The following is a 22,647-nucleotide window of genomic DNA, read 5'->3' as shown; positions in this document are numbered from 1 at the left end:
AAGTCTCGACAAGACTTTCGTTACACCGGCTTTCTCAGGACAAGCTCGCTCAACAAGGAGATACACGCATATGGCTCGTGCAGTAGGAATCGACCTCGGTACCACCAACTCTGTTGTGTCGGTACTCGAGGGTGGAGAACCGACGGTCATCGCGAACGCCGAGGGCGCTCGCACGACCCCGTCGGTCGTCGCGTTCACGAAGGACGGCGAGGTGCTCGTCGGTGAGACCGCCAAGCGCCAGAACGTCACCAACGTCGACCGCACCATCTCGTCCGTCAAGCGCCACATGGGCACCAACTGGACCACGGACATCGACGGCAAGAAGTACACCGCGCAGGAGATCTCGGCCCGCATCCTCGCCAAGCTCAAGCGCGACGCCGAGCAGTACCTGGGCGACACCGTGACGGACGCCGTCATCACCGTGCCCGCGTACTTCAACGACGCCGAGCGCCAGGCCACCAAGGAGGCCGGTGAGATCTCGGGCCTCAACGTGCTGCGCATCATCAACGAGCCCACCGCCGCGGCCCTCGCGTACGGCCTCGACAAGGGCAAGGAGGACGAGCTCATCCTCGTCTTCGACCTCGGTGGCGGAACCTTCGACGTCTCCCTCCTCGAGGTGGGCAAGGACGACGACTTCTCCACCATCCAGGTCCGCGCGACCGCCGGTGACAACCGCCTCGGTGGCGACGACTGGGACCAGCGCATCGTTCAGCACCTGATCAAGCGCTTCAAGGACTCGACGGGAGTCGACGTCTCGAAGGACAAAATCGCCCTGCAGCGCCTCAAGGAGGCCTCCGAGCAGGCGAAGAAGGAGCTCAGCTCCTCGATGAGCGCCAGCATCCAGCTGCCGTACCTCTCCCTCACCGAGTCCGGCCCGGCGAACCTCGACGAGACGCTCAGCCGCGCCAAGTTCGAGGAGCTCACGAGCGACCTGCTCGACCGCACCCGCAAGCCCTTCGAGGACGTCATCCGCGAGGCCGGCGTCTCCGTCAACGACATCGCGCACGTGGTGCTCGTCGGTGGCTCGACCCGCATGCCCGCGGTCGCCGAGCTCGTGAAGAAGCTCACCGGCGGCAAGGACCCGAACAAGGGCGTGAACCCGGACGAGGTCGTCGCCGTCGGCGCCGCCCTGCAGGCCGGCGTGCTGAAGGGTGAGCGCAAGGACGTGCTGCTCATCGACGTGACCCCCCTGAGCCTCGGCATCGAGACCAAGGGCGGCATCATGACGAAGCTCATCGAGCGCAACACCGCCATCCCGACCAAGCGCAGCGAGACCTTCACGACGGCCGACGACAACCAGCCGTCCGTCGCGATCCAGGTCTTCCAGGGCGAGCGCGAGTTCACCCGCGACAACAAGAACCTGGGCACCTTCGAGCTCACCGGCATCGCGCCGGCACCTCGGGGCATCCCGCAGGTCGAGGTCACCTTCGACATCGACGCCAACGGCATCGTGCACGTGTCGGCCCGCGACAAGGGCACCGGCAAGGAGCAGTCGATGACCATCACGGGCGGATCCTCGCTCGCGAAGGAGGACATCGAGCGCATGGTGCGCGAGGCCGAGGAGCACGCCGCCGAGGACAAGCGCCGCCGCGAGGAGGCCGAGGTGCGCAACAACGCCGAGCAGCTCGCCTACTCGATCGACAAGCTCATCAAGGAGAACGAGGACAAGCTGCCCGAGGACGTCAAGTCCGAGGTGCAGGGCGACGTCGACGCGCTGAAGAGCGCTCTCGCCGGTGAGGACAGCGACGCGGTCAAGACCGCGTTCGACAAGCTGAACGAAAGCCAGTCCAAGCTGGGCCAGGCGATCTACGCCTCCAGCCAGGCCGACGCCGCCGCCGGCGCCCAGCCCACCGACGGTGCGCCGCAGGCCGAGGGCTCCGACGAGGACATCGTCGACGCCGAGGTCGTGGACGACGAGGCCGAGAGCCGGGACGGGAAGTAAGCATGACGACCGACAAGTCCAACAACGACGAGTTCGAGGACGGTCGCGCCGAGGACGGGTCCGGGGCCACGGCTCCGGACCCGGCCACCGGCCAGCCGGTCGACGACGCCCAGTTCGTCGAGGCCGAGGGCCCCGACGTCGAGACGTCTACCGAGCTGGACGAGGAGCTCGAGTCGCTCCTCCAGGCGGAGGCCGAGGCCAAGCGGGCCCCCACGGACGAGCACCTCGAGGACCTGCGGCGGGTGACGGCGGAGTACGCCAACTACCGCAAGCGCACCGAGGCGAACCGCGAGGTCGAGCGCACCCGCGCCGTCGGCGACGTCGTGAAGATCCTGCTGCCCGTGCTCGACGACCTCGACCGGGCGGAGAAGCACGGCGACCTCACGGAGGGCTCCGCGTTCACCGCGATCGCTCAGAAGCTGCGGGCCGGGGTCGAGCGCATCGGCCTCACCGCTGTCGGAACCGTGGGCGACCCCTTCGACCCGACCGTGCACGAGGCGATCTTCCAGAAGCCCAACCCCGAGGTCACCGTGCAGACGGTCGCCGACGTCGTGGAGAGCGGGTACTTCATCGGAGAGACGCTGCTTCGTGCAGCGAAGGTGGTAGTGGACACGCCGGCAGATGGCTAGTCAGGACTGGTTCGACAAGGACTTCTACAAGGTCCTCGGCGTCCCCAAGGACGTGTCCGAGGCCGACCTGAAGAAGGCCTATCGCAAGCTCGCGCGGAAGTATCACCCGGACGCGAATCCGGGTGATGCTGCCGCCGAGGCGCGGTTCAAGGAGATCAGCGAGGCGCACTCGGTGCTGAGCGACTCCGCCCAGCGGGCCGAGTACGACCAGATCCGCGCCATGGGAACCGGCGCGCGGTTCAGCGCCCCCTCGGGGGCGGGCGGCGGCACCGGTGGCTTCGAGGACGTCTTCGGCAGCATGTTCGGCGGCGGTTCCCGCGGCGGCCGCACCTCCTACCCGCAGGGCGGCAGCTTCGAGGACATCCTCGGCGGCATGTTCGGCGGCGGAGGGGGCGGCGGCTTCGGCCAGCCCTCGGGCGGCTTCCGCGGCTTCGGCGGACCCACGCCGGGTCGCGACGTCACGGCGAGCACGACGATCGACTTCGTCACCGCGACCAAGGGCGACACGGTCCACCTACAGACGTCGGACGGGAAGCCCATCAACGTGCGCATCCCGGCCGGCGTCACGGACGGTCAGAAGATCCGCGTGCCCGGCAAGGGGCAGGCCAGTCCCGACGGCGGAGCAGCGGGCGATCTCATCCTCACCGTGTCCGTACGCAAGCACCCGGTCTTCGAGCGTGACGGCTTGAATCTGCGGGTCAACGTGCCCGTGACGTTCGCGGAGGCCGCGCTCGGCGCGACCATCGAGGTGCCGACGCTCGGCGGGGACCCGGTGCGACTCAAGGTGGCACCCGGCACGTCGAGCGGAAAGATCCTGCGCGTGAAGGGCAGGGGCGTGAAGACCGCGAAGGGCGAGGGCGACCTGCTCGCGCGCATCGAGGTCGCCGTGCCCGGCCGGCTCACGGACGCCCAGCGTGAGGCGCTGCAGGCGTTCCTGACCGGCGGACCGCAGGAGAACCCGCGGGCGGACCTGATCGAACGGGCCCGTTCGGTCTGACGAGGAAGGCGGAGGGGATCATGAGCGACACCGGTTCCATGGACGAGAACGCTCCCGTGTTCGGGATCTCCGTCGCCGCCGAGCTCGCGGGCATGCACCCCCAGACGCTGCGCCAGTACGACCGTCTCGGCCTCGTGAGCCCGACCCGCACCGCGGGGAAGTCGCGCCGGTACTCGATGCGCGACATCCTGCAGCTGCGCGAGGTGGCCCGGCTCGGCGCCGAGGGCGTGAGCCTCGAGGGCATCGCGCGCATCCTGCAGCTCGAGAACGAGGTCGTCGCGCTGCGCCACCGCGTGCGCGAGCTGGAGGGCGCGCTGGCCGACGAGCTGCTCAACCGGCCCGGTCGCCGCGTCTTCGCGGCGCGCGGTGACGGCAACGTCATCTCCTTGCGCGCGGGCACCCGTGCCCAGCGGCCCACCGACATCGTGGTGTGGCGGCCGCTCCTCCCCGAGGAGTAGCCGCCGCTCGCGCAAGCGGTCCCGTGATCGTGACGATGCGACGCGGTGACGGGATGATTCCGGCGCGCTTCGCTCCTAGGGTGAGCACATGACGATGCCGCCGGAGCACCCGCAGGGAACACCGCCCCAGTACGGGCAGCCGCAGTACGGGCAGCCCCCGCAGTACGGGCAGCCTCAGTACGGACAGCACCCGCAGAACCGGCCGCCCTTCGGTGGACAGCAGCATGCGGCGGTGCCCGCGCGTCCGCCGGCGCCGCCGCTCCAGCCGCGGCAGAAGCGCGGCGCCTTCATCGCCGGTGCCGTGTCGCTCAACCTCGTCAATCTCGGCGGCTCGATGCTCCTCGCCGCCATCGTGCTCGGCGTCATCCTCGCCTTCTTCTCCGCTTTGGTGACGGCCGCGTCCCGGGGCGCCGACGACGTGCGCATCGATCCGCAGGCGCGGGGAGTGTTCGAGCTGCTCGAGACCGTCAACGCGCCGGCATGGTTGGCCGGCGCAGGGCTCCTCGGGCTGGTGATCCTCGTGCTCGGCATCCTCACGTCCTTCTGGATCCTGCGTGCGCACGACGTCGTGCGCCCGTGGGCCGTGACCTGGAGCTCGGTCGGCATCGCGATCCCGGCGCTCGTGATCGTGTCGTCCGTGCTGTCGGTGCTCGGTCAGGTCGTCGGGACCCTCTCCCTCTCCTCCCTGTTCCCCGCTCCGGGCGCCACCGTCCCGGACGCGTCCGCGGTCGGCTTCGGCACGGGCATCGCCCTCGTGGTCGTGAGTCTCGTGGTGTCCCTCGTGGTGTTCGCGGTCGTGGGCGCGCTCATCTGGTGGTGGATGGCACACGCCCTGCGCCGCCCCGCCCCCGCGGCGTAGCCGCCACGGTCGCCGAGCCTTCCCACGGTCGCTGAGCCCTCCCCACGGTCGCTGAGCTCGTCGAAGCGACGTGACGTGCCCGTGGATCGGGCGGGTAGCGTCCCTTCGACAGGCTCAGGGACCGTGTGGCCCAGGTACCGTGTGGCTCGGGGACGTGCGGGATCCGACTGTCGCTACCCGGTGGCTACGCGGCGAGGAGGCGGAGCAGGCGCTCCACCTCGTCCGCCACCGCCGCGCGGGCGGGTGCGACGTACTTGCGCGGATCGACAAGCGCCTCGTCCGCCCCGAGCGCGGCCCGGACCTCGGCCGTGAACAGCCCGTTCAGGTGGGTCGAGATGTTGATCTTCGTCATGCCCGCGCGCACGGCGCCCATCAGCTCCTCGTCGCTGAGACCGGACGAGCCGTGCAGCACGAGCGGCACTCGGACTGCCGCCGCGAGGGCGGCGACGAGGTCACGGTCCACCGACGCGACGCGCGAGGTCATGGCGTGCGACGTGCCCACGGCGACGGCGAGGGAGTCGACGCCGGTGGCCGCCACGAAGGCGGCGGCGTCCCCCGGATCCGTCCGCACCCCGGGCGCGTGGACGCCGTCCTTTCCGCCGACCTCCCCGAGCTCCGCCTCCACGAGCACGCCGCGCGCGTGGCAGTGCTCGACGACGGCGCGGGTCGTCGCAACGTTCTCGTCGTAGGGGAGGTGAGAGCCGTCGAACATGACGCTCTGCACCCCGAGGTCCACGGCGGCGTGCACGAGGGCGACGTCCTCGGCGTGGTCGAGGTGCACGATCGCGGGCACGGATGCGGCGCGCGCGATGGCGAGGCTCGCCAGCGCGATGGGCTCGAACGTGCCGTGGTAGCGCGCGCAGTTCTGGCTGATCTGGAGCACGACCGGCTGACCGGCGCGCTCGGCGCCGGCGACGATCGCCTCGGCGTGCTCGAGGAGCACCACGTTGAAGGCGCCGAGTCCGGTGCGGGCGTTCCGCGCCTCCGCGACGAGATCGAGAGTCGATGTGCTGGTCATGGTCACCTCGTGGGGATGGGAAGGGGAAGGGCCGGGCGGTCCCCGGCGGGGAGCCGGTCCGCGAGCGGGGGGAGGTCGGCGACGTTGATGCTGCCCGCCACCGGGGCGAGCACGGCGGCCGCGCCGACGACGGATGCCCAGCGCAGGCCCTCGGCGAGCGGAAGGCCGGAGTGCAGGGCGGCCACGAGGCCCGCTGTGGCGGCGTCACCGGCGCCGGTCGGGTTGCCCCGGACGCCGGGGACGGCGGGCTGGCGGTGGCGCGAGCCGTCGGCTTCGAGCGCGCCGAGCCCGTCGGCGCCGCGGGAGACCACGACGGTCCCGGCCCCACGGTCCAGCAGCGCGGCGGCCGCGGCGTCGAGGGTGCCTGTTGCGGTCGCCTCCATAGCCTCGGCCTCGTTGGGCTTGACGATGTCGGCACCGGCGTCCGCGGCGGCGAGAAGCGCGTCGCCGCTCGTGTCGGCGATCACCCGGGCACCGGCGTTCCGGCCGGCCCCGATGACGGCCGCCAGCCGCTCGGGTGCCGTGCCCGGGGGGAAGGAGCCGGACACGATGAGGAATCCGCCGGGCTCGCAGAGCCGAGCAACGGCGTCCGCGAGCTCGCGCCAGGTGGTCTCGGGGAGGGCGTCGCCGGGCTCCGCGTAGAGCGTCGGGTGGGTTCGCCCGTCGACGACGGCGACGGTGGTCCGGGTGTCCCCGGGGGCGGGAACGACGACCGCGTCGATCCCGGCTTCCCGTAGGGACTCCTCGATCCATCGTCCGGTGGCCCCGCCGAGCGGCTGCAGGGCGACGGCGGGCACGCCGAGCCGCCGCAGAACCGCCACGACGTTCAGGCCTTTGCCGCCGGGGCGCCGCGTGACCCCGGAGACCCGCACGGTCTCGCCGATGCGCTGCTCGGCGACCTCGTAGGTCACGTCGACCGCGGGGTTCGGCGTGAGGACGACTACCCGAGCCATGTGCCCGCCCTCATGGTCCTCGCGACGCCCGCCGGGCCCAGCTCGACGAGATCGGCGGGAGCACCGATGGCGAGCGCGTGGCCGTCGAGCCCGAGCGCGAGGGCGGGCCGGATGCTCGTGATCGAGGCGATCTCGGCGGCGTCCGCTCCCCGGCGAAGGAGGCGGGCGACGGAACCGCCGACCGTGGTCGTGCTCCCGGCGAGGGAGGAGTTGTCGGCCAGATTGGCGACGCCATCGGTCACGACGACGGTCGTGCCGCCCATCTCGTACACGCCGTCGCCCAGACCCGTCGCGGCCATGGCGTCGGAGACCAGGGTCATGCGCCCCGCGGCGCTTCCGCGCACCACGTCCACCGCCTCGTCCTCCAGGTGGTGCCCGTCGCCGATCACCTCGACGGTGAGGCGGTCGTCGGTCAACGCGACGCCGACGGGGCCGGGGGCGCGATGATGCATCGGCGGCATGCCGTTGAAGACGTGGGTGATGACGGTGGCGCCCGCGTCGATGCCGCGGCGCATCTGATCGGCCGATGCGGCGGTGTGCCCGAGCGCGACGACGACGCCCGCGGCCACCAGCGTCTCAATGGCGGCCAGAGCGCCGGGCAGCTCGGGCGCGATGGTGATCATCGAGAGGGTGCCCTCCGCCGCGTCGAGGAGGGCGTCGACCGACGCCGGGTCGGGATCGCGGAGCAGCGCGGGGTCGTGGGCGCCACGACGCTCGTGGCACAGGAAGGGGCCTTCGAGGTGGACGCCCGCGAGGCGACCGGCGCGGACGAGCGGCGCGAGCTCGCGCAGCCGGGCGATGGTGAGGGGGAGCTCGCTCGTCGCGATCGAGGCGAGCAGGGTGGTGCTGCCCGCGGCCGCGTGGAAGTCGATGGCGGGCTGCGGATCGACGCCCACGGCGCCGAAGTCGGCGCCCACCGCGCCGTGCACGTGAGCGTCGACGAAGCCCGGCACCACGGTGCCGAGCCGGGCGTCGACGCGCGGATACCCTGGGCCCGCTCCGGTGCCGACGCCGCGGTCCGCGATGACGCCGTCCTCGACGCGAAGCCAGGCCGGCCCGTCGTAGCCGGCGCCGTCGATGAGGCGGTCGATGCCGAGCAGCACGCCGGCCACGCCAGGAGTCCCACGATCGGTCACGCGATCACCCCGGCGGTGGCGCGCAGGTCACGAGCGAGGAGGGCGGCCCCGAGGGCCGCGGCGATGTCGCCGTGCTCGGCGGACGTGAGCACCGGCATGCGCAGGTGCGTCAGCCGCCTCGCGAGGTCGGCGCGCAGCGGATCCAGCAGCAGGGCGCCCGCCTGGGCGAGACCACCGCCGAGGATGATGGTCGAGGCGCCGAGCACGGAGACCATCCCGGCCAGCGACTCGGCCAGCACGGCGACCGTGTCGGCCCAGACCGCCGCGGCGTCGGCATCTCCGGCGGCCACGCGCAGCGCAACCGCGCGCGCGTCGGGCTCACCGGCCCGCGCGGCGGTCGCGGTCGCCGAGGCGACCTCCTCCATGCGCGAGCCCGCATGCGCCCCGGCGCCGAGGACGAGCTGACCGATCTCGCCGGCCCAGCCGCCGGAGACGAGCGTCCGCCCGTCGATCAGGAACGCGGCGGCGACCCCGGTGCCGATGGCGACGAAGGCGACCCCGCCGGTGAGTCCGCGCCCCGCGCCGGAGCGCTGCTCGGCGACGGCGCCGGCCCGCACATCCTGCCCGAACGCCACGGGGACGCCGAGCCTCTGCTCGAGCAGCGCCCGGAGCGGCGCATCCACGAAGCCGACGTTCGCGGACCGGACCGCGACCCCCGCGATCTCGTCGACGATGCCCGGCACGACGACGCCGACAGGCGACCCGTCGTGGCCGCCGAGCGCGGAGACGACCTCCGCCACGGCGTCCGCCACGCGCTCGCCCGTCGGGTCCGGCTTCGGCGTCGGCGCGCGCTGCTCGGCGAGCACCCGTCCGTCGTCGGACACGCGGATCGCCTTGATGGTGGTGCCGCCGACGTCGATGCCCAGCGTGCCGCCGGGCGACGCCACCGCGGGGGTGCCGAGGGTCACGCCAGGATGACCGAGCGGGTGAGCGAGCGTGGGTTGTCGGGGTCGAGGCCGCGGGCCTTGGCCAGGCCGACCGCGAAGCGCTGGGCCACGATCAGGCCGGCCAGCGGGTCGAGGTCGTGGGCGACGAAGCGGGCACCGGTCTCCGCGACCTCGTCGGCGAGTCCCGTCGGGGCGGCGCCGAGGGTCCAGACCAGGCGGCCGGGCTGGGCGATGGCGATCGGTCCGTGGCGGTAGTCCATGGCCGGATAGGACTCGGACCAGAACTGCGCGGCCTCGCGCGTCTTGAGGGCGGCCTCGTAGGTGAGGCCGACGGCCCAGCCGAGCCCGACGAAGCTGCACTGCTCCGCCTCGAGCAGGTCGTCGATGGGGATCTCGAGCGCGGCCTCGGCCTGCTCGGCCAGCGTCTCGACGTCCTCGCCGAGGTGGGCGCGGAGCAGCGCGAGGGTGGACGTGGCGAAGCGGGTCTGCACGACCGACTGCTCGTCGGCGAACGGCAGCGCGACCGTCTCGTCGGCGACACCCGCGGCCGGCGAGTCGGCGACGGCGGTGATGAGCGTCGTCGGCGTCCCGGAGAGCGCGGTGAGCAGCTCCACGATCTCCGTCGTGGTGCCGGAGCGGGAGAGGGCCATCACGCGGTCGTACTCGCGGCCGCGCGGGTACTCGCTGCCCGCGAAGGCGTCGGTGACGCCGTGGCCGGCCTGCTCCCGCAGCACTGCGTACGACATGGCGATGAACCAGCTGGTGCCGCAGCCGACGACGGCGACGCGCTCACCCCGCTGAGGCAGTTGGGGGGCGACGCCCTGCGCACGTGCGGCGGCGCGGCGCCACGTCTCCGGCTGGGACGCGATTTCGGCGTCGACGAAGGTGGGTTGCATCGGCTTCTTTCGGCTGGGTGTGCTGCTACGGAGCGCACATCGGAACAAAAATGATCGATCTGAACGTATTTGAGCAGAATCAATCACGGGACGCAAGGTGGCGTGTGTCAAAATGAACCACCAATCGAAGGACGGGCCGCTCGGATGACCCAGCAACAGCGCTTGAATGTCGTGCTCGAACTCGTGAGCGAACGGGGCAACGTCTCCATCGCCGAGGTGAGTGAGGCGCTCGGTGTTTCCACTGCCACGGTACGCCGCGATCTGAACACCCTCGCCGAGCAGCGACTCGTCACGCGCACCCACGGCGGCGCCTCCGCGCTCGGCTCCGGCTACGAGCTGCCGCTGCAGTACAAGATCGCGCGGCAGGCGGAGGCCAAGGTGGCGATCGCACGCGCCGTCGCCGAACTCATCGCGCCAGGGGAGTCCGTGGGCCTGAACGGCGGCACGACCACGAGCGAGGTGGCCCGGATGCTCGGGCGCAGCGAACGGCTGCAGGTGAATGCGGACGTTCCCGGCGTCACCATCGTCACGAACGCACTGAACATCGCGTACGAGATGTCGGTGCGCGAGCACGTCAAGATCGTCGTCACGGGCGGTGTCCCGCGCCGCCAGTCCTACGAACTGGTGGGCCCGCTGGTCGGCGCATCGCTGCGCGACTTCAGCATCGACACGGCCATCCTCGGCGTCGACGGCCTCAGTGCGGCGTTCGGCGCGACGACCCTGCACGAGGGGGAGGCGGAGGCGAGCCGCGAAATCGCGTCGGTCGCCCGGCGGCTCGTGATTGCCGCGGACGCCACGAAGATCGGGCGCACGACGTTCGCCCGCATCTGCCCGCTCTCGCGCGTGGACATCCTCGTCACCGACCAGGACGTTCCCCGCGACTTCGCGGCGGACCTCGCCGCCGCCGGCGTCCGCCTCCTCGTCGCCCAGCCCTCCTGACCCGGGCCCGCCGGGTCACTGAGCCCGCGCACGGTCCTTGGGTCTGCGCGCACGGTCCCTGAGCCGTCGAAGGGACGCGATCCGCGCCGGGAACGTCGCTTCGACACGCTCAGCGACCGTGGAGGCGACCGTGAAGGCCCGTGCGAAGCCGTGCGGCCCGCGGGACGGGACCCGCACGGTCCCTGAGCCTGTCGAAGGGACGCGACCGGGTCCCGCGGCCCGCCGCCGTGTTACGGGCTCGTAAAACAATCACGTGATCCGGTTGAGGACCAGAATCCAGCCGTTACTGTCTGGACATGCTCATTTCAGGCCCAGACGTGACAAATCCGCGCAACTGTTGCAGGATGTCGGCATGCACAACGATGTGGACCACGATCCGATGACGGACACGACGGCGGCCGCAGCCGCTCCCGGCCTCTCCGTGGCGGTGATCGGCGCAGGTGCGCGCAGCTACATCGGCCGGCACGTGAGCGCCGCCCGCGAGGGCGCGCGCGTCGTGGCCGTCGTGGACACGACCGAGATCGGCCGGGAGCGCGGCCGGCAGAACTTCCCCGATGCCGCCATCTACGGCGACCTCTCCGAGCTGATCGCCGCCGGCGGCATCCAGGCCGCCATCGTCACGACGCCGGACCACACCCACGAGGCCATCGCGGTCGAGCTGCTCACCGCGGGCATCGCCGTCTACCTCGAGAAGCCGCTCGCCATCGACCTGCAGGGCGCCGACCGCGTGCTGACCACCGCCGCCGAGACCGGCACCCCGCTGTACGTCGGGCACAACATGCGGCACTCCGGCGTCGTGCGGACGATGCGCGAAATCATCGAGCGCGGCGAGATCGGCGAGGTCAAGGCCGTCTGGGTTCGGCACTTCGTCGGCAACGGCGGCGACTACTACTTCAAGGACTGGCACGCCGACCGCAGCAAGACCGGCACGCTGCTGCTGCAGAAGGCCAGCCACGACATCGACGTGGTCCACTACCTCGCATCCGGGTACACGCGCCGCGTCGTGGGCATGGGCGACCTCATGGTCTACGGCGGCATCACGGACCGTCGCGACCGCTCCGGGGAGACGATGCCCGAGTGGTTCTCGTTCGACAACTGGCCGCCCGCGTCCCAGACCGGCCTGAACCCAGTGGTCGACGTCGAGGACGTCTCCATGATGATGATGACCCTCGACAACGGCGTGCAGGCCAGCTACCAGCAGTGCCACTTCACCCCCGACTACTGGCGCAATTACACCGTCATCGGCACCGAGGGACGGCTCGAGAACTTCGGCGACACCGCCGGCGGCGTCGTCAAGGTCTGGAACCGCAGGCACGAGTGGCAGGCCGACGGCGACGTCGAGTACCCGATCGAGGGCGTCGCCAGCGGCCACGCCGACGCCGACCTCCTCACGATGACCGAGTTCCTCGACCACGTGATCGACGGCGCCCCGACCGTCGTGTCGCCGATCGCCGCGCGCGAGGCCGTGGCCGCGGGGTCGCTCGCCGCGGAGTCGCTGCGCTCCGGATCCGTCCCCTTCACCGTTCCCGACCTGCCCGACCACGTGCTCGAGCACTTCTCCCGCGCGACAACCCCCGCCCCCGAAAGGACCTCTCGATGAGCCCCTCGTTCCCCACTCCCGCGCGGCGCGGCGCCGCCGTGCTCGCCGGCGCCGTCGGCCTCGCGCTCGCCCTGAGCGGCTGCAGCGGCGGCTCCGGCGGGGCGGCCGGTGGATCCGGCGAGTACGCCGCCCCAGAAAGCGACCTCTCCGCGAAGATCACCTACGGCGTGTGGGACCAGAACCAGGTTCCCGCCATCGAGGAGAACATCGCGGCCTTCAACGAGGAGTACCCGGACATCGACGTGACCGTCAACGTCACGCCGTTCGCCGAGTACTGGACGAAGCTGCAGACCCAGGCGTCGAGCGACACCCTCCCCGACCTGTTCTGGATGAACGGCCCGAACATCGGCCTGTACGCCTCGAACGGCCAGATCGAGCCCATCACGGGTGCCGTCGACGCGGGCGACCTCGACCTCGGCAACTACCCCGAGGCGCTCGTCGACCTCTACAACATCGACGACGTGCAGTACGGCGTGCCGAAGGACTTCGACACCATCGGCATCTGGGCGAACAAGGCCCTGTTCGAGCAGGCCGGCGTTCCGCTGCCCGAGGGCGACTGGACCTGGCAGGAGTTCCAGGACACCGCGGCCCAGATCTCCTCCGCCCTCTCGGCCGAGGGCGTGTACGGCGGCGCGGGCGGCATGGACGGCCAGACCACCTACTACAACACGATCTTCCAGGCCGGCGGCACCGTGATCGACGGCGACGCGTCCGGCTACGCCTCACCCGAGGCGGCCGAGGGCATCCAGTTCTGGACCGACCTCATCGCGAGCGGCGGATCGCCCTCCATCCAGCAGCTCACCGACACCACGGGCGACCAGTGGTTCACCTCGGGCAAGCTCGCCATGTACTGGGGCGGCAGCTGGTTCCGTTCGGCCATCACCGACACGGACCTCGCCGCGAACGTGACCGTGCTGCCCCTGCCCTCGGGCGAGGAGCAGGCCACGGTGATCCACGGCGTGTCCAACGTCGTGTCCGCCGCCTCCAAGAACAAGCAGGCCGCCCAGGCCCTGCAGGTCTTCCTGGCGAGCGAGGAGGCGCAGCAGCAGCAGGGCGACGCCGGCGCGGTCATCCCCGCCTTCACCGGCACCCAGTCCGCGTTCACCGAGTCCCTGCCCGACGCGAACCTGCAGGTCTTCCTCGACTCCGTCGAGTACGCCAAGCCGCTCCCGGTGAGCAAGAACTCCGCCGCCTGGAACGCCGAGGAGGCGGAGCTGCTGCCGCAGGCCTTCGCCGGGGAGCGCCCGGTGGCCGAGGTCACCGAGGAGCTCGCGGAGAAGATGGACGCGGCGCTCGCCGAGGAATAGGCCGTGACCTCGACGTCTTCTCGGCCGGGCTCGCCCGCCTCGCCCCTCAGGGGGCGGGGGGCGCGGGTCCGGCCCGGCAGCCCGCCGGACAGTGGGGCCGGCGGCACCCGGCCCGACCCACGACGCCGCATGGCCGGCGACGGGATCTGGCCCTGGCTCTTCATCGCCCCGCTCGTCGCGGGCATCTCGGTCTTCTACTTCTGGCCGGTGCTGCAGACGGCGTTCTACTCGCTCACCGACTGGGGCGTCTTCGGCGGCTGGACCTTCGCGGGCTTCGCGAACTACGTCACCCTGTTCGCCGACCCCGCGCTCTACCTCTCGCTCGGCAACACCCTGCTCTACACGGCGATCGTGCTGCTCGGCATCCCGATCGCCGTCTACCTCGCGAGCCTGCTGAACCTCCCGGGCCTCCGCTTCGCCGGCCTGTACCGCGTGCTGTTCTTCCTGCCCTACGTCGCCATGCCGACCGCGGTCGCCATGGTGTGGCGCGTCATCTTCAACGGCGACTTCGGTCTGCTGAACCACGCGCTCGCGATCGTGGGCATCGACGGGCCGTACTGGATCAGCACGCCCGGCGCCGCGACCGTCGCGGTCGCCATTGTGGGGCTCTGGTCGTCGCTCGGGTTCTCGATGATCGTGCTCGCCGCGGGGCTGAAGAACATCCCGCCGGAGATGTACGAGGCCGCCGAGCTCGACGGCGCCACGCGCTGGCGCCAGTTTCGCTCCATCACGGTGCCGCTCCTCACGCCGAGCATCTTCTTCGTCACGATCATCACCGTGATCTCGAGCTTCCAGCTCTTCGACCTGCTCTACGCGATCCTCGGCAGCAGCAACCCCGTGCTGCCGAAGAGCATGTCGCTCGTCTACTTCTTCTACCGCGAGGGGTTCGTGAACAACGACAAGGGCTACGCCGCCGCGATCGCCATGGTGATCTTCCTGATCATCGGCATCGTCACGGCGATCCAGTTCCGGCTGCAGAAACGGTGGGTGCAGGGTGACTGACCGCACGACCTTCGTGCGCACGAGGACGGTCGACTCCGTTCCGGCCCCCGTGCTCGGCCGCGGCGCCCCGTCGACCACCGCGCGCACCGCCCGCACCCGCCGCGGCCGCCGGGGCGGATCCCACGTGGTCGCGCACCTCGTGCTCGGCGTCGGCGGTCTCCTCATGGCGTTCCCATTCGTGTGGCAGATCATCATGTCGCTGTCCACGAACACCGAGGTGCAGAGCGTCACGCCCGTGTTCTGGCCCGCCGAGCTGCAGTGGGACAACTACGCCCGGGTGTTCGACCGGTTGCCGTTCCTCAGTCAGCTGCAGACCTCGGTGACCATCACGGTCATCCGCACGGTCGCGCAGATCCTGCTGTGCACGCTCGCGGGGTACGCCTTCGCCCGGATGCGCTTCCGTGGCCGCGGACTGCTGCTCGCGCTCGTGCTGTCGATCCTGATGGTGCCGTCGCAGGTGTACCTGCTCTCGCAGTACCAGCTCGTGCAGGGCTTCGGCCTGCTCGACAGCCTCGGCGGCCTCGTGCTCCCCGGCCTGTTCAGCGCGTTCGGCACCTTCCTCATGCGCACCGCGTTCCTGGCGATGCCCGCCGAGCTGGAGGAGGCGGCACGGCTCGACGGAGCGAATCCCTTCCAGATCTTCTGGAAGGTCATGCTTCCGCTCGCCATGCCGAGCATCAGCGTGCTGGCGATCACGACCGTGCTCTGGTCGTGGAACGAGCTGCTCTGGCCGCTCGTCGTCACCACGTTCAGCGAGAAGATGCCGCTCTCGGCCGGACTCGCGACGCTGATCGGCGACCGCACCACCGACTACCCCGTCGTCATGGCCGCGAGCCTGCTCGCCATGGCGCCCGTACTGATTCTGTTCATCGTGCTGCAACGCCGGGTCATCGACGGGCTCGCGTCCAGCGGGCTCAAGTGACCCTCGACAAGGAGAAACAATGAGACGGACCTTCGCCGGAATCGCCATCGCCGGTGCGACCGCGCTGATCGCGGCGGCACCGATGGCCGCCGCCGACGAGCACGACTCGTCCACGGTGACCTACGAGGCGAGCGACGAGATCGTCGCGAACCCGCAGCGCGGTTTCTACCACCACACGGAGACGCACTACCGCGCGGACGGGTCCGGCTACACGCCGCTGGACCGGGCGACGCTCGAGGGGTTCCGGGACGAGGGCATCACGCAGATCCTGCGGGTCTTCTACCTCGAGAAGTTCGCCGCGACCCCGGAGCTCGACCCGGAGTTCCTGCAGCTCGTGCAGGCGGACTACGACACCGCCCGCGAGGCGGGGGTCTCGATCATCACCCGCTTCGCCTACGTGCAGGGCGGCGCGTGGCCCTACGAGCCGCCTTTCGGGGACGCGCCCGTCGACGTCGTGCTCGCCCACGTCGAGCAGCTCGCGCCCATCCTGCAGGCGAATTCCGACGTCCTCCCCGTCGTGCAGAACGGTCTCATCGGCCTCTGGGGCGAGGGCTACTACACGGACCACTTCGTCGCGGATCCGGCGAACCCGGGCGTCGTGACCGAGGAGGACTGGGCGAACCGCTCGGCCGTGACCCAGGCGCTGCTCGACGCGCTGCCCGCGGACCGCGGCGTGCAGGTGCGCACGATGCTCTCCAAGCAGAAGCTGTTCGACGTGCCGACGGGCGCCGAGGGCGCGATCACCGCCGAGCAGGCCGCGGCCGGCGGGGACATCGCGCGCGTCGGTCACCACAACGACTGCCTGCTCGCCGCGCCGGACGACTGGGGCACGTTCCTCTCCGACCCCATCGAGCTCGACCAGCAGTACCTCGAGGCGGACAGCCTCTATGTGCCGGTCGGCGGCGAGACCTGCAACGTCAACCCGCCACGATCGGAATGGCCGAGCGCATCCGCGGAGCTGGCCCGCTACCACTACAGCTACCTGAACCGCGACTACAACAAGGACGTGCTGAACAGCTGGGGCGAGGAGGGGCTCGCGGAGACGGCGAAGCGGCTCGGCTACCGGTTCGTGCTCGAGGACAGTACCGTGACCTCGGGCGCGGACGGCGGCGCCGAGGCGATCAGCATCGACGTGCGCAACGACGGCTGGGCCGCGCCCTACACGCCTCGGCCTGCGGCCCTCGTGCTGCAGGGGGAGACCGGCAGCTACGTCGTGCCCTTCGCGCAGAACGGCGACGCCCGCACGTGGCTGCCGGGAACGACCACGACCCTGTCCGCAACCCTTGACGCGGTGCCGGAGGGCACCTACGAGGCGTCGCTGGCACTGCCGGCGGCCGACCCCGGCACGGCGGCGGACCCGCGGTACGCCATTCAGACCGCGAACGTGGGCACCTGGAATGCCGAGACCGGGCTGAACGACCTCGGCCAGTCGGTCACGGTGGAGGCGGCCGCGGTTCCCCCGAGGCCGACGGATCCGGCCCCCGCGCCAACGGACCCGGCACCGGCCCCCGCGCCGTCTCCCACCGCTCCGGCCGTTCCCGCCCCGGACGCGAGCCCCGCGCCGACCGACACCCCCGCGCCGTCCGTGCCCGCGGGTGACGCGGACCCCGGAGACGCGGACTCCGACGACGGCGGCGGTGCGACGGACGACGGCGGTCCGACGGACCTCGCCTACACCGGATCCAACGGTGCGAGCACGCTGGCCGGCGGCATCGCAGCAGGATCGGCGTTGCTCCTCGGTCTCGGGCTGGTCGCGGTCCGCCGGGTGCTGCGCCGCCGCGCCTCCCTCATGGAGTAGCCGGACCGCGGATCCCGCAACACGACCGGAGCCCGGCGCCCCCTCCTGAGGGCGCCGGGTTCCGCCGTTCCCGCCCGCAGGTCCCCGTCCCGCCAGTCCTGCCCCGGCACGGCGGTTCCGCATCCTCCCCTCCGCATGACGCCCTCAACGCAATTCAGCAGATCTGACGCGACACGCCGTTGGAAGCGCCCACCTGCCCGCGTTTCGGCCGGAATCTGCTGAATTGCGCGAGTTGTCGGGGCGGATTTGCTCAGTTGCGCGTGCGGGCGTGGCGGATTTGCTGAGTTGCGCGAGGGGCCTGGGCGGACTTGCTGAGTTGCGTCTCCCCGCCGCTCTCCCACCCCCGCCTCACCCCCCCCACCCCCGGGCGCGGATGACGCCGCGTGACGCGGGTGCATTGCGGGGTCCGCGGGGGATCCGGATGCTGGTACGACCCCAGCGAAGGAACCGCACATGACCCGTCAGATCCGCCTCAACGCCTTCGACATGAACTGCGTCGGACACCAGTCGCCCGGCCTGTGGCGTCACCCGCAGGACCAGTCCTGGCGCTACAAGGACCTCCGCTACTGGACCGAGCTCGCCCAGCTGCTCGAGCGCGGCGTGTTCGACGGCCTGTTCATCGCCGACGTGCTCGGCACGTACGACGTGTACGGCGGCGACGACCGCGCGACCATCCGCCAGGGCACGCAGACGCCGGTCAACGACCCGATGCTGCTGGTCTCCGCGATGGCCTACGTCACGGAGCACCTCGGCTTCGGGATCACGGCGGGCACCGCCTACGAGCACCCGTACCCCTTCGCCCGGCGCATGTCGACGCTCGACCACCTGACGAACGGCCGCGTCGGCTGGAACGTCGTCACCGGGTACCTGCCGTCCGCCGCGCGCAACATGGGCGCCGCGGACCAGCTCGAGCACGACGATCGCTACGACCACGCCGACGAGTACCTCGAGGTCACCTACAAGCTGTGGGAGGGCTCGTGGGAGGACGACGCGGTCGTGCGCGACCGCGAGGCCGGGGTCTTCACCGACCCGGACAAGGTGCACCACATCGAGCACCACGGCAAGCACTTCGACGTGCCGGGCATCCACGTGTCCGAGCCGTCGCCGCAGCGCTCGCCCGTGATCTTCCAGGCCGGCGCATCCTCGCGCGGCATCGCGTTCGCGGCCGAGAACGCCGAGGCGATCTTCGTGGCGTCGCCCACGAAGACGCTGCTCAAGGCGACGGTGAAAAAGATCCGGGATGCGCTCGAGGCCGCCGGCCGCGACCGGTACGCGGCCCGCATCTACACGCTCATGACCGTCGTTACCGACGCGACCCCCGAGGAGGCGCAGGCCAAGTACGAGGACTACGCCTCCTACGCCAGCACCGAGGGCGGACTGGTGCTCATGTCCGGCTGGATGGGCATCGACCTCTCCCAGTACGACCTCGACGAGCCGATCGGCAACGTGAAGAGCAACGCGATCCAGTCGATGGTCGAGGCGTTCCAGCAGGCGGCGGCGGACGGCAAGGAATGGACCGTACGCGACATCGCGTCGTGGGCCGGCGTCGGCGGGATGGGCCCGCACATCGTGGGCTCGGGCGAGCAGGTCGCGGATCAGCTGCAGGAGTGGGTGGACGAGACGGACGTCGACGGCTTCAACCTCGCCTACGCCATCACGCCGGGCACGTTCGAGGACATCGTCGAGTTCGTCGTGCCCGCGCTCCAGGCCCGTGGCGCGTACCCCACCGAGTACGTCGAGGGCACCCTGCGCCACAAGCTGCACGGCAACGGCGACCGCCTGCCGGACGACCACCGCGGCGCCCGCTACCGCGTCGGCGCCCGGGCGGGCGCGGTCCCCGCCTAGCGCGCGCGGATCAACCGGACCCGCCCGCTCCGCCCGAGACACCATCCCGCCCCTGCCCAGGCACGAGGATCCTGCCCAGTTTCAAAGCTGCGCACGATCCTTCTGCCTGGGCAGGGGCGGTGGTGGCGCGGGCGCACGGAGCGCCCGGGCGAGGGGCGGCCGCCGGCGCGGCGGATCAGGCGCGGCCGATCAGGTGCGGCGGATCAGGTGCGGCCGCCAGCGCGCCGGATCAGGCGGGGCGGGCCCAGGCGCGGAGCTCACCGCCCGCCAGGACGGCCGCCGGATGCGGACCGGCCGCGCGGAGGCGGGCGAGCCGGTCGCCGGCGAGCACGTCGGGCGACGGGGATGCGGCGAGCACGACGTTGCCCTCGCCGCCGCCGAGCACGTCGGACGCCGTGAGCAGCGCGACCGAGCCGAATCCGGCGTCCTCGAGGATCGCGGCCTGCTCCCGGGCCGGGCGCGGGTCGCCGTCGACGGGCACGTTCACGAGCAGCACGCCGCGGGGCGCGAGCAGGGATCGCAGCGAGCCGTAGTACCCGGGCGACCGCAGCCGGGCGGCGGTCGGAGAGCCGCTGTAGGTGTCGCTCACCACGACGTCGGCCGCGCCGACGACGTCCGCGGGCAGCAGGGTCGCGGCGGATCCGGCGTCCCCGGTCATCGGCGTCACGCGAGCACCCGCGGGCAGTGGCAGGCGGGCCAACACCTCCGCGACGAGTCCGGGTCGGTGCTCGATGACGTACTGCCGGGATCCCGGCCGCGTCGCCTCAAGGTAGCGGGGCAGGGTCAGCCCGCCGGCGCCGAGGTGCACGGCGGTGAGCGGCTGTCCGGGGTCGGCGACGGCGTCGAGCACGGCTCCCATCCTGCGCACGTAGTCGAAGAAGAGGTCCGCGGGATCGGCGAGGTTCACGTGCGACTGCAGGTGCCCGTTCACGCTCACGGTGTACGCGCCCGCCACGAACTCGTCCGGCTCGATGGCGATCACCCCGCCACGCTACCGCCCTCCCGCCCCGCGCTGCCCGCCGAGCGCGCCGCCCAGCCCGCCACGCTACCGCCGTCTGCCCGGCCGACACCGGGCCGCACCTAGGACGCGCCGTGGAACCCCCGCACACCCCTCCCGCGTCCGCCTTGGGCGAACTCGCAGGGCCGGGAGCCGGCGCGGACTGGAGGTGCACAGGCAAGCGGCGTAAACTTGAGTCAGATCGACTCAACTCTTGGAACTCAAGGAGACGAACGAGTATGGCAAACATGCAGGGTGCACCGGCGACCAGCGAGGACTCGAAGAGCGCTCTGGAGCAGTACGGCGTCAACCTCACCGAGGTGGCGAGGAGCGGCAAGCTCGACCCGGTGATCGGCCGGGACGCGGAGATCCGCCGCATCAGCCAGGTGCTGACGCGCCGCACGAAGAACAACCCCGTGCTCATCGGCGAGCCCGGCGTCGGCAAGACCGCCGTCGTCGAGGGGCTCGCGCAGCGCATCGTCGCGGGCGACGTCGCCGACTCCCTGAAGGGCAAGGAGCTCGTCTCGCTCGACCTCGCCGCCCTCGTGGCCGGGGCCAAGTACCGCGGCGAGTTCGAGGAGCGGCTGAAGGCCGTGCTGAAGGAGATCAACGACTCCGACGGCCGCGTCATCACGTTCATCGACGAGCTGCACACCCTGATGGGCGCGGGCGGCGGCGAGGGATCCGTCGCGGCGTCGAACATGCTGAAGCCGATGCTCGCGCGCGGCGAGCTGCGCCTCATCGGCGCCACCACCCTCAACGAGTACCGCGAGTACATCGAGAAGGATGCCGCTCTCGAGCGCCGCTTCCAGCAGGTCTACGTCGGCGAGCCGTCCGTCGAGGACACCATCGCGATCCTGCGCGGCCTCAAGGAGCGCTACGAGGCGCACCACAAGGTCACCATCGCGGACTCCGCGCTCGTCGCGGCCGCCGCGCTGTCGAACCGCTACATTCCGGCCCGCCAGCTGCCGGACAAGGCGATCGACCTCATCGACGAGGCCGCGAGTCGGCTCAAGATGGAGATCGACTCCTCGCCGGTCGAGATCGACGAGCTGAAGCGCGCCCTCGACCGCATGCGGCTCGAGGAGCTCGCGCTCAAGAAGGAGAAGGACGACGCGTCGCGCGAGCGGCTCGCGAAGCTGCGCGACACGATGGCCGAGCGCCAGTCCGCGCTCGACGAGCTCGAGGCGCGCTGGCAGGCGGAGAAGTCGTCGCTGAACAGCGTCGGCGACCTGAAGACGCAGCTCAACGAGGCGCGCATCCAGCTCGACCGGGCGATGCGCGAGGGCCGCTACCAGGATGCCTCGAAGCTCAACTACGAGACCATCCCCGGCATCGAGCGCAGCCTCGCGGAGGCGGAGCAGGCTGAGCACGGGCCGCGCATGGTGAACGACCAGGTGACCGACGAGGACATCGCGTCCGTCGTCGCGGCCTGGACCGGCATCCCGGTCGACCGGCTCACCCGGGGCGAGAGCGAGAAGCTGCTGCACCTCGAGGCCGAGCTCGGCAAGCGGCTCATCGGGCAGCGGAAGGCGGTCAAGGCGGTGTCGGATGCGGTGCGCCGCTCGCGGGCGGGACTCTCCGACCCCGACCGGCCCACCGGGTCCTTCCTCTTCCTCGGGCCCACCGGCGTCGGCAAGACGGAGCTCGCGAAGGCGCTCGCCGAGTTCCTGTTCGACGACGAGAAGGCCATGGTCCGCATCGACATGAGCGAGTACGGCGAGAAGTTCTCGGTCTCCCGCCTCGTTGGCGCTCCCCCCGGATACATCGGCTACGAGCAGGGCGGTCAGCTGACCGAGGCCGTGCGCCGGCGCCCGTACTCGGTGATCCTGCTCGACGAGGTCGAGAAGGCGCACCCGGAGGTCTTCGACGTGCTGCTGCAGGTGCTCGACGACGGCCGGCTCACCGACGGCCAGGGACGCACCGTGGACTTCCGCAACACGATCCTCGTGCTCACCTCGAACCTCGGCTCGCACCTGCTCGTCGACCCGACCACCACGGTCGACCAGAAGGAGCAGGCGGTGCAGGCGCTCGTGCGGCAGGCGTTCAAGCCCGAGTTCGTGAACCGGCTCGACGACATCGTCGTCTTCTCGGCGCTCACGGAGGAGGACCTCGGCCAGATCGTCGAGCTCTACATCGACCGGCTCACCCGCCGCCTGGGCGAGCGCCGGCTCGAGCTTGCGGTCACGCCGAGCGCCAGGCGTTGGCTCGCGGAGCGCGGCTACGACCCGGTGTACGGGGCGCGGCCGCTGCGCCGCCTGATGCAGCACGAGATCGACGACCGGCTCGCGAACGCCCTGCTCGCGGGCGAGATCCACGACGGCGACACCGCCCGGGTGGACATGGCGGAGGACGGCCAGACCCTCACGGTCTCGCGCCTCGAGCCCCTGCTCGTCGACTAGCCGCCGCGCCGGGTGTCCCGTGCCGAACGAAGCGCCCCGGGTTCCTCCCGGGGCGCTTCG

19 protein-coding genes are annotated in these 22,647 nt (G+C 71.3%); 13 read left to right on the top strand and 6 right to left on the bottom strand.

Annotated elements, in window-relative coordinates:
- The first annotated feature begins 70 nt into the window (after nucleotides 1-70).
- The 5 genes from dnaK to DAI20_RS03060 all read left to right on the top strand — a co-directional run bounded on the left by dnaK (nucleotide 71) and on the right by DAI20_RS03060 (nucleotide 4,885).
- Nucleotides 71-1,942, top strand: a complete 1,872-nt coding sequence (gene dnaK / locus DAI20_RS03080; RefSeq protein WP_108249086.1) for a molecular chaperone DnaK — start codon at nucleotides 71-73, stop codon at nucleotides 1,940-1,942.
- 2 nt (nucleotides 1,943-1,944) lie between these two features.
- Nucleotides 1,945-2,571 (top strand): nucleotide exchange factor GrpE, encoded by a 627-nt coding sequence (locus DAI20_RS03075; RefSeq protein WP_108249085.1) that lies wholly within the window; start codon nucleotides 1,945-1,947, stop codon nucleotides 2,569-2,571.
- Nucleotides 2,564-3,568 (top strand): DnaJ C-terminal domain-containing protein, encoded by a 1,005-nt coding sequence (locus DAI20_RS03070; RefSeq protein WP_108249084.1) that lies wholly within the window; start codon nucleotides 2,564-2,566, stop codon nucleotides 3,566-3,568. The genes DAI20_RS03075 and DAI20_RS03070 overlap by 8 nt, the downstream gene beginning before the upstream one ends.
- A gap of 38 nt (nucleotides 3,569-3,606) precedes the next feature.
- Complete coding sequence (locus DAI20_RS03065; RefSeq protein ID WP_108249701.1) at nucleotides 3,607-4,026, top strand: heat shock protein transcriptional repressor HspR; 420 nt, start codon at nucleotides 3,607-3,609, stop codon at nucleotides 4,024-4,026.
- A gap of 88 nt (nucleotides 4,027-4,114) precedes the next feature.
- Nucleotides 4,115-4,885: a hypothetical protein gene (locus tag DAI20_RS03060; RefSeq protein ID WP_108249083.1), complete on the top strand. Its 771-nt coding sequence runs from the start codon at nucleotides 4,115-4,117 to the stop codon at nucleotides 4,883-4,885.
- Between the two features lie 184 nt (nucleotides 4,886-5,069).
- Here DAI20_RS03060 and DAI20_RS03055 read toward each other — a convergent pair whose 3' ends face one another.
- From DAI20_RS03055 to DAI20_RS03035, 5 genes are read right to left on the bottom strand one after another with little or no spacing between them, the layout of a single operon-like run.
- Nucleotides 5,070-5,903, bottom strand: coding sequence for a class II fructose-bisphosphate aldolase (locus DAI20_RS03055; protein WP_108249082.1), 834 nt, complete (start codon nucleotides 5,901-5,903; stop codon nucleotides 5,070-5,072).
- A gap of 2 nt (nucleotides 5,904-5,905) precedes the next feature.
- Nucleotides 5,906-6,856 (bottom strand): 1-phosphofructokinase family hexose kinase, encoded by a 951-nt coding sequence (locus DAI20_RS03050; RefSeq protein ID WP_108249081.1) that lies wholly within the window; start codon nucleotides 6,854-6,856, stop codon nucleotides 5,906-5,908.
- Entirely contained in the window at nucleotides 6,844-7,992 is a 1,149-nt protein-coding gene (locus DAI20_RS03045) for an N-acetylglucosamine-6-phosphate deacetylase (protein WP_240605838.1), read from the bottom strand. The genes DAI20_RS03050 and DAI20_RS03045 overlap by 13 nt, the downstream gene beginning before the upstream one ends.
- On the bottom strand, nucleotides 7,989-8,900 hold the full coding sequence (locus tag DAI20_RS03040; protein WP_205781328.1) for an ROK family protein: 912 nt from the start codon (nucleotides 8,898-8,900) through the stop codon (nucleotides 7,989-7,991). The genes DAI20_RS03045 and DAI20_RS03040 overlap by 4 nt, the downstream gene beginning before the upstream one ends.
- Nucleotides 8,897-9,775 (bottom strand): SIS domain-containing protein, encoded by an 879-nt coding sequence (locus tag DAI20_RS03035; protein ID WP_108249080.1) that lies wholly within the window; start codon nucleotides 9,773-9,775, stop codon nucleotides 8,897-8,899. Before DAI20_RS03035 ends, DAI20_RS03040 begins: the two co-directional genes overlap by 4 nt.
- Before the next feature lie 144 nt (nucleotides 9,776-9,919).
- Between DAI20_RS03035 and DAI20_RS03030 the strand changes: the two genes are divergently transcribed.
- From DAI20_RS03030 to DAI20_RS03000, 7 genes are all read left to right on the top strand, one after another.
- Complete coding sequence (locus tag DAI20_RS03030; protein WP_108249079.1) at nucleotides 9,920-10,714, top strand: DeoR/GlpR family DNA-binding transcription regulator; 795 nt, start codon at nucleotides 9,920-9,922, stop codon at nucleotides 10,712-10,714.
- A 379-nt stretch (nucleotides 10,715-11,093) separates the two neighbouring features.
- Nucleotides 11,094-12,314, top strand: a complete 1,221-nt coding sequence (locus DAI20_RS03025) for a Gfo/Idh/MocA family protein (RefSeq protein WP_108249698.1) — start codon at nucleotides 11,094-11,096, stop codon at nucleotides 12,312-12,314.
- The gene (locus DAI20_RS03020) at nucleotides 12,311-13,621 is read left to right on the top strand and encodes an ABC transporter substrate-binding protein (protein WP_108249078.1); all 1,311 of its coding nucleotides are present in this window, start codon (nucleotides 12,311-12,313) and stop codon (nucleotides 13,619-13,621) included. The genes DAI20_RS03025 and DAI20_RS03020 overlap by 4 nt, the downstream gene beginning before the upstream one ends.
- 129 nt (nucleotides 13,622-13,750) lie before the next feature.
- Nucleotides 13,751-14,623, top strand: coding sequence for a carbohydrate ABC transporter permease (locus DAI20_RS03015; RefSeq protein ID WP_159084890.1), 873 nt, complete (start codon nucleotides 13,751-13,753; stop codon nucleotides 14,621-14,623).
- The gene (locus tag DAI20_RS03010; RefSeq protein WP_240605836.1) at nucleotides 14,616-15,545 is read left to right on the top strand and encodes a carbohydrate ABC transporter permease; all 930 of its coding nucleotides are present in this window, start codon (nucleotides 14,616-14,618) and stop codon (nucleotides 15,543-15,545) included. Before DAI20_RS03015 ends, DAI20_RS03010 begins: the two co-directional genes overlap by 8 nt.
- Before the next feature lie 19 nt (nucleotides 15,546-15,564).
- Nucleotides 15,565-17,343, top strand: coding sequence for a DUF4832 domain-containing protein (locus tag DAI20_RS03005; protein ID WP_108249076.1), 1,779 nt, complete (start codon nucleotides 15,565-15,567; stop codon nucleotides 17,341-17,343).
- A gap of 453 nt (nucleotides 17,344-17,796) precedes the next feature.
- The gene (locus DAI20_RS03000; protein ID WP_108249075.1) at nucleotides 17,797-19,188 is read left to right on the top strand and encodes an LLM class flavin-dependent oxidoreductase; all 1,392 of its coding nucleotides are present in this window, start codon (nucleotides 17,797-17,799) and stop codon (nucleotides 19,186-19,188) included.
- Nucleotides 19,189-19,417: 229 nt separating this feature from the next.
- Here DAI20_RS03000 and DAI20_RS02995 read toward each other — a convergent pair whose 3' ends face one another.
- Nucleotides 19,418-20,170 (bottom strand): spermidine synthase, encoded by a 753-nt coding sequence (locus DAI20_RS02995; protein ID WP_108249074.1) that lies wholly within the window; start codon nucleotides 20,168-20,170, stop codon nucleotides 19,418-19,420.
- A gap of 254 nt (nucleotides 20,171-20,424) precedes the next feature.
- On the opposite strand from DAI20_RS02995, the gene DAI20_RS02990 reads away from it, so the two are divergent.
- Nucleotides 20,425-22,587 (top strand): ATP-dependent Clp protease ATP-binding subunit, encoded by a 2,163-nt coding sequence (locus DAI20_RS02990; RefSeq protein ID WP_108249073.1) that lies wholly within the window; start codon nucleotides 20,425-20,427, stop codon nucleotides 22,585-22,587.
- Nucleotides 22,588-22,647 lie beyond the last annotated feature (60 nt).

This window comes from Planctomonas deserti (assembly GCF_003067705.1).
Taxonomy (GTDB): domain Bacteria; phylum Actinomycetota; class Actinomycetes; order Actinomycetales; family Microbacteriaceae; genus Planctomonas; species Planctomonas deserti.
The sequence above is the reverse complement of the archived record's forward strand: the minus strand, read 5'-3'. Positions and strand labels throughout refer to the sequence as shown.

Excerpts from the sequence above, each read along its gene's own strand:
- DAI20_RS02990 (WP_108249073.1), top strand. The coding sequence starts at position 20,425 with ATGGCAAACATGCAGGGTGCACCGGCGACCAGCGAGGACTCGAAGAGC.
- dnaK (WP_108249086.1), top strand. The coding sequence starts at position 71 with ATGGCTCGTGCAGTAGGAATCGACCTCGGTACCACCAACTCTGTTGTG.
- DAI20_RS03000 (WP_108249075.1), top strand. The coding sequence starts at position 17,797 with ATGACCCGTCAGATCCGCCTCAACGCCTTCGACATGAACTGCGTCGGA.
- DAI20_RS03070 (WP_108249084.1), top strand. The coding sequence starts at position 2,564 with ATGGCTAGTCAGGACTGGTTCGACAAGGACTTCTACAAGGTCCTCGGC.
- DAI20_RS03025 (WP_108249698.1), top strand. The coding sequence starts at position 11,094 with ATGACGGACACGACGGCGGCCGCAGCCGCTCCCGGCCTCTCCGTGGCG.
- DAI20_RS03020 (WP_108249078.1), top strand. The coding sequence starts at position 12,311 with ATGAGCCCCTCGTTCCCCACTCCCGCGCGGCGCGGCGCCGCCGTGCTC.
- DAI20_RS03075 (WP_108249085.1), top strand. The coding sequence starts at position 1,945 with ATGACGACCGACAAGTCCAACAACGACGAGTTCGAGGACGGTCGCGCC.
- DAI20_RS03030 (WP_108249079.1), top strand. The coding sequence starts at position 9,920 with ATGACCCAGCAACAGCGCTTGAATGTCGTGCTCGAACTCGTGAGCGAA.
- DAI20_RS03035 (WP_108249080.1), bottom strand. The coding sequence starts at position 9,775 with ATGCAACCCACCTTCGTCGACGCCGAAATCGCGTCCCAGCCGGAGACG.
- DAI20_RS03015 (WP_159084890.1), top strand. The coding sequence starts at position 13,751 with ATGGCCGGCGACGGGATCTGGCCCTGGCTCTTCATCGCCCCGCTCGTC.
- DAI20_RS03005 (WP_108249076.1), top strand. The coding sequence starts at position 15,565 with ATGAGACGGACCTTCGCCGGAATCGCCATCGCCGGTGCGACCGCGCTG.
- DAI20_RS03065 (WP_108249701.1), top strand. The coding sequence starts at position 3,607 with ATGGACGAGAACGCTCCCGTGTTCGGGATCTCCGTCGCCGCCGAGCTC.
- DAI20_RS03055 (WP_108249082.1), bottom strand. The coding sequence starts at position 5,903 with ATGACCAGCACATCGACTCTCGATCTCGTCGCGGAGGCGCGGAACGCC.
- DAI20_RS03050 (WP_108249081.1), bottom strand. The coding sequence starts at position 6,856 with ATGGCTCGGGTAGTCGTCCTCACGCCGAACCCCGCGGTCGACGTGACC.
- DAI20_RS03060 (WP_108249083.1), top strand. The coding sequence starts at position 4,115 with ATGACGATGCCGCCGGAGCACCCGCAGGGAACACCGCCCCAGTACGGG.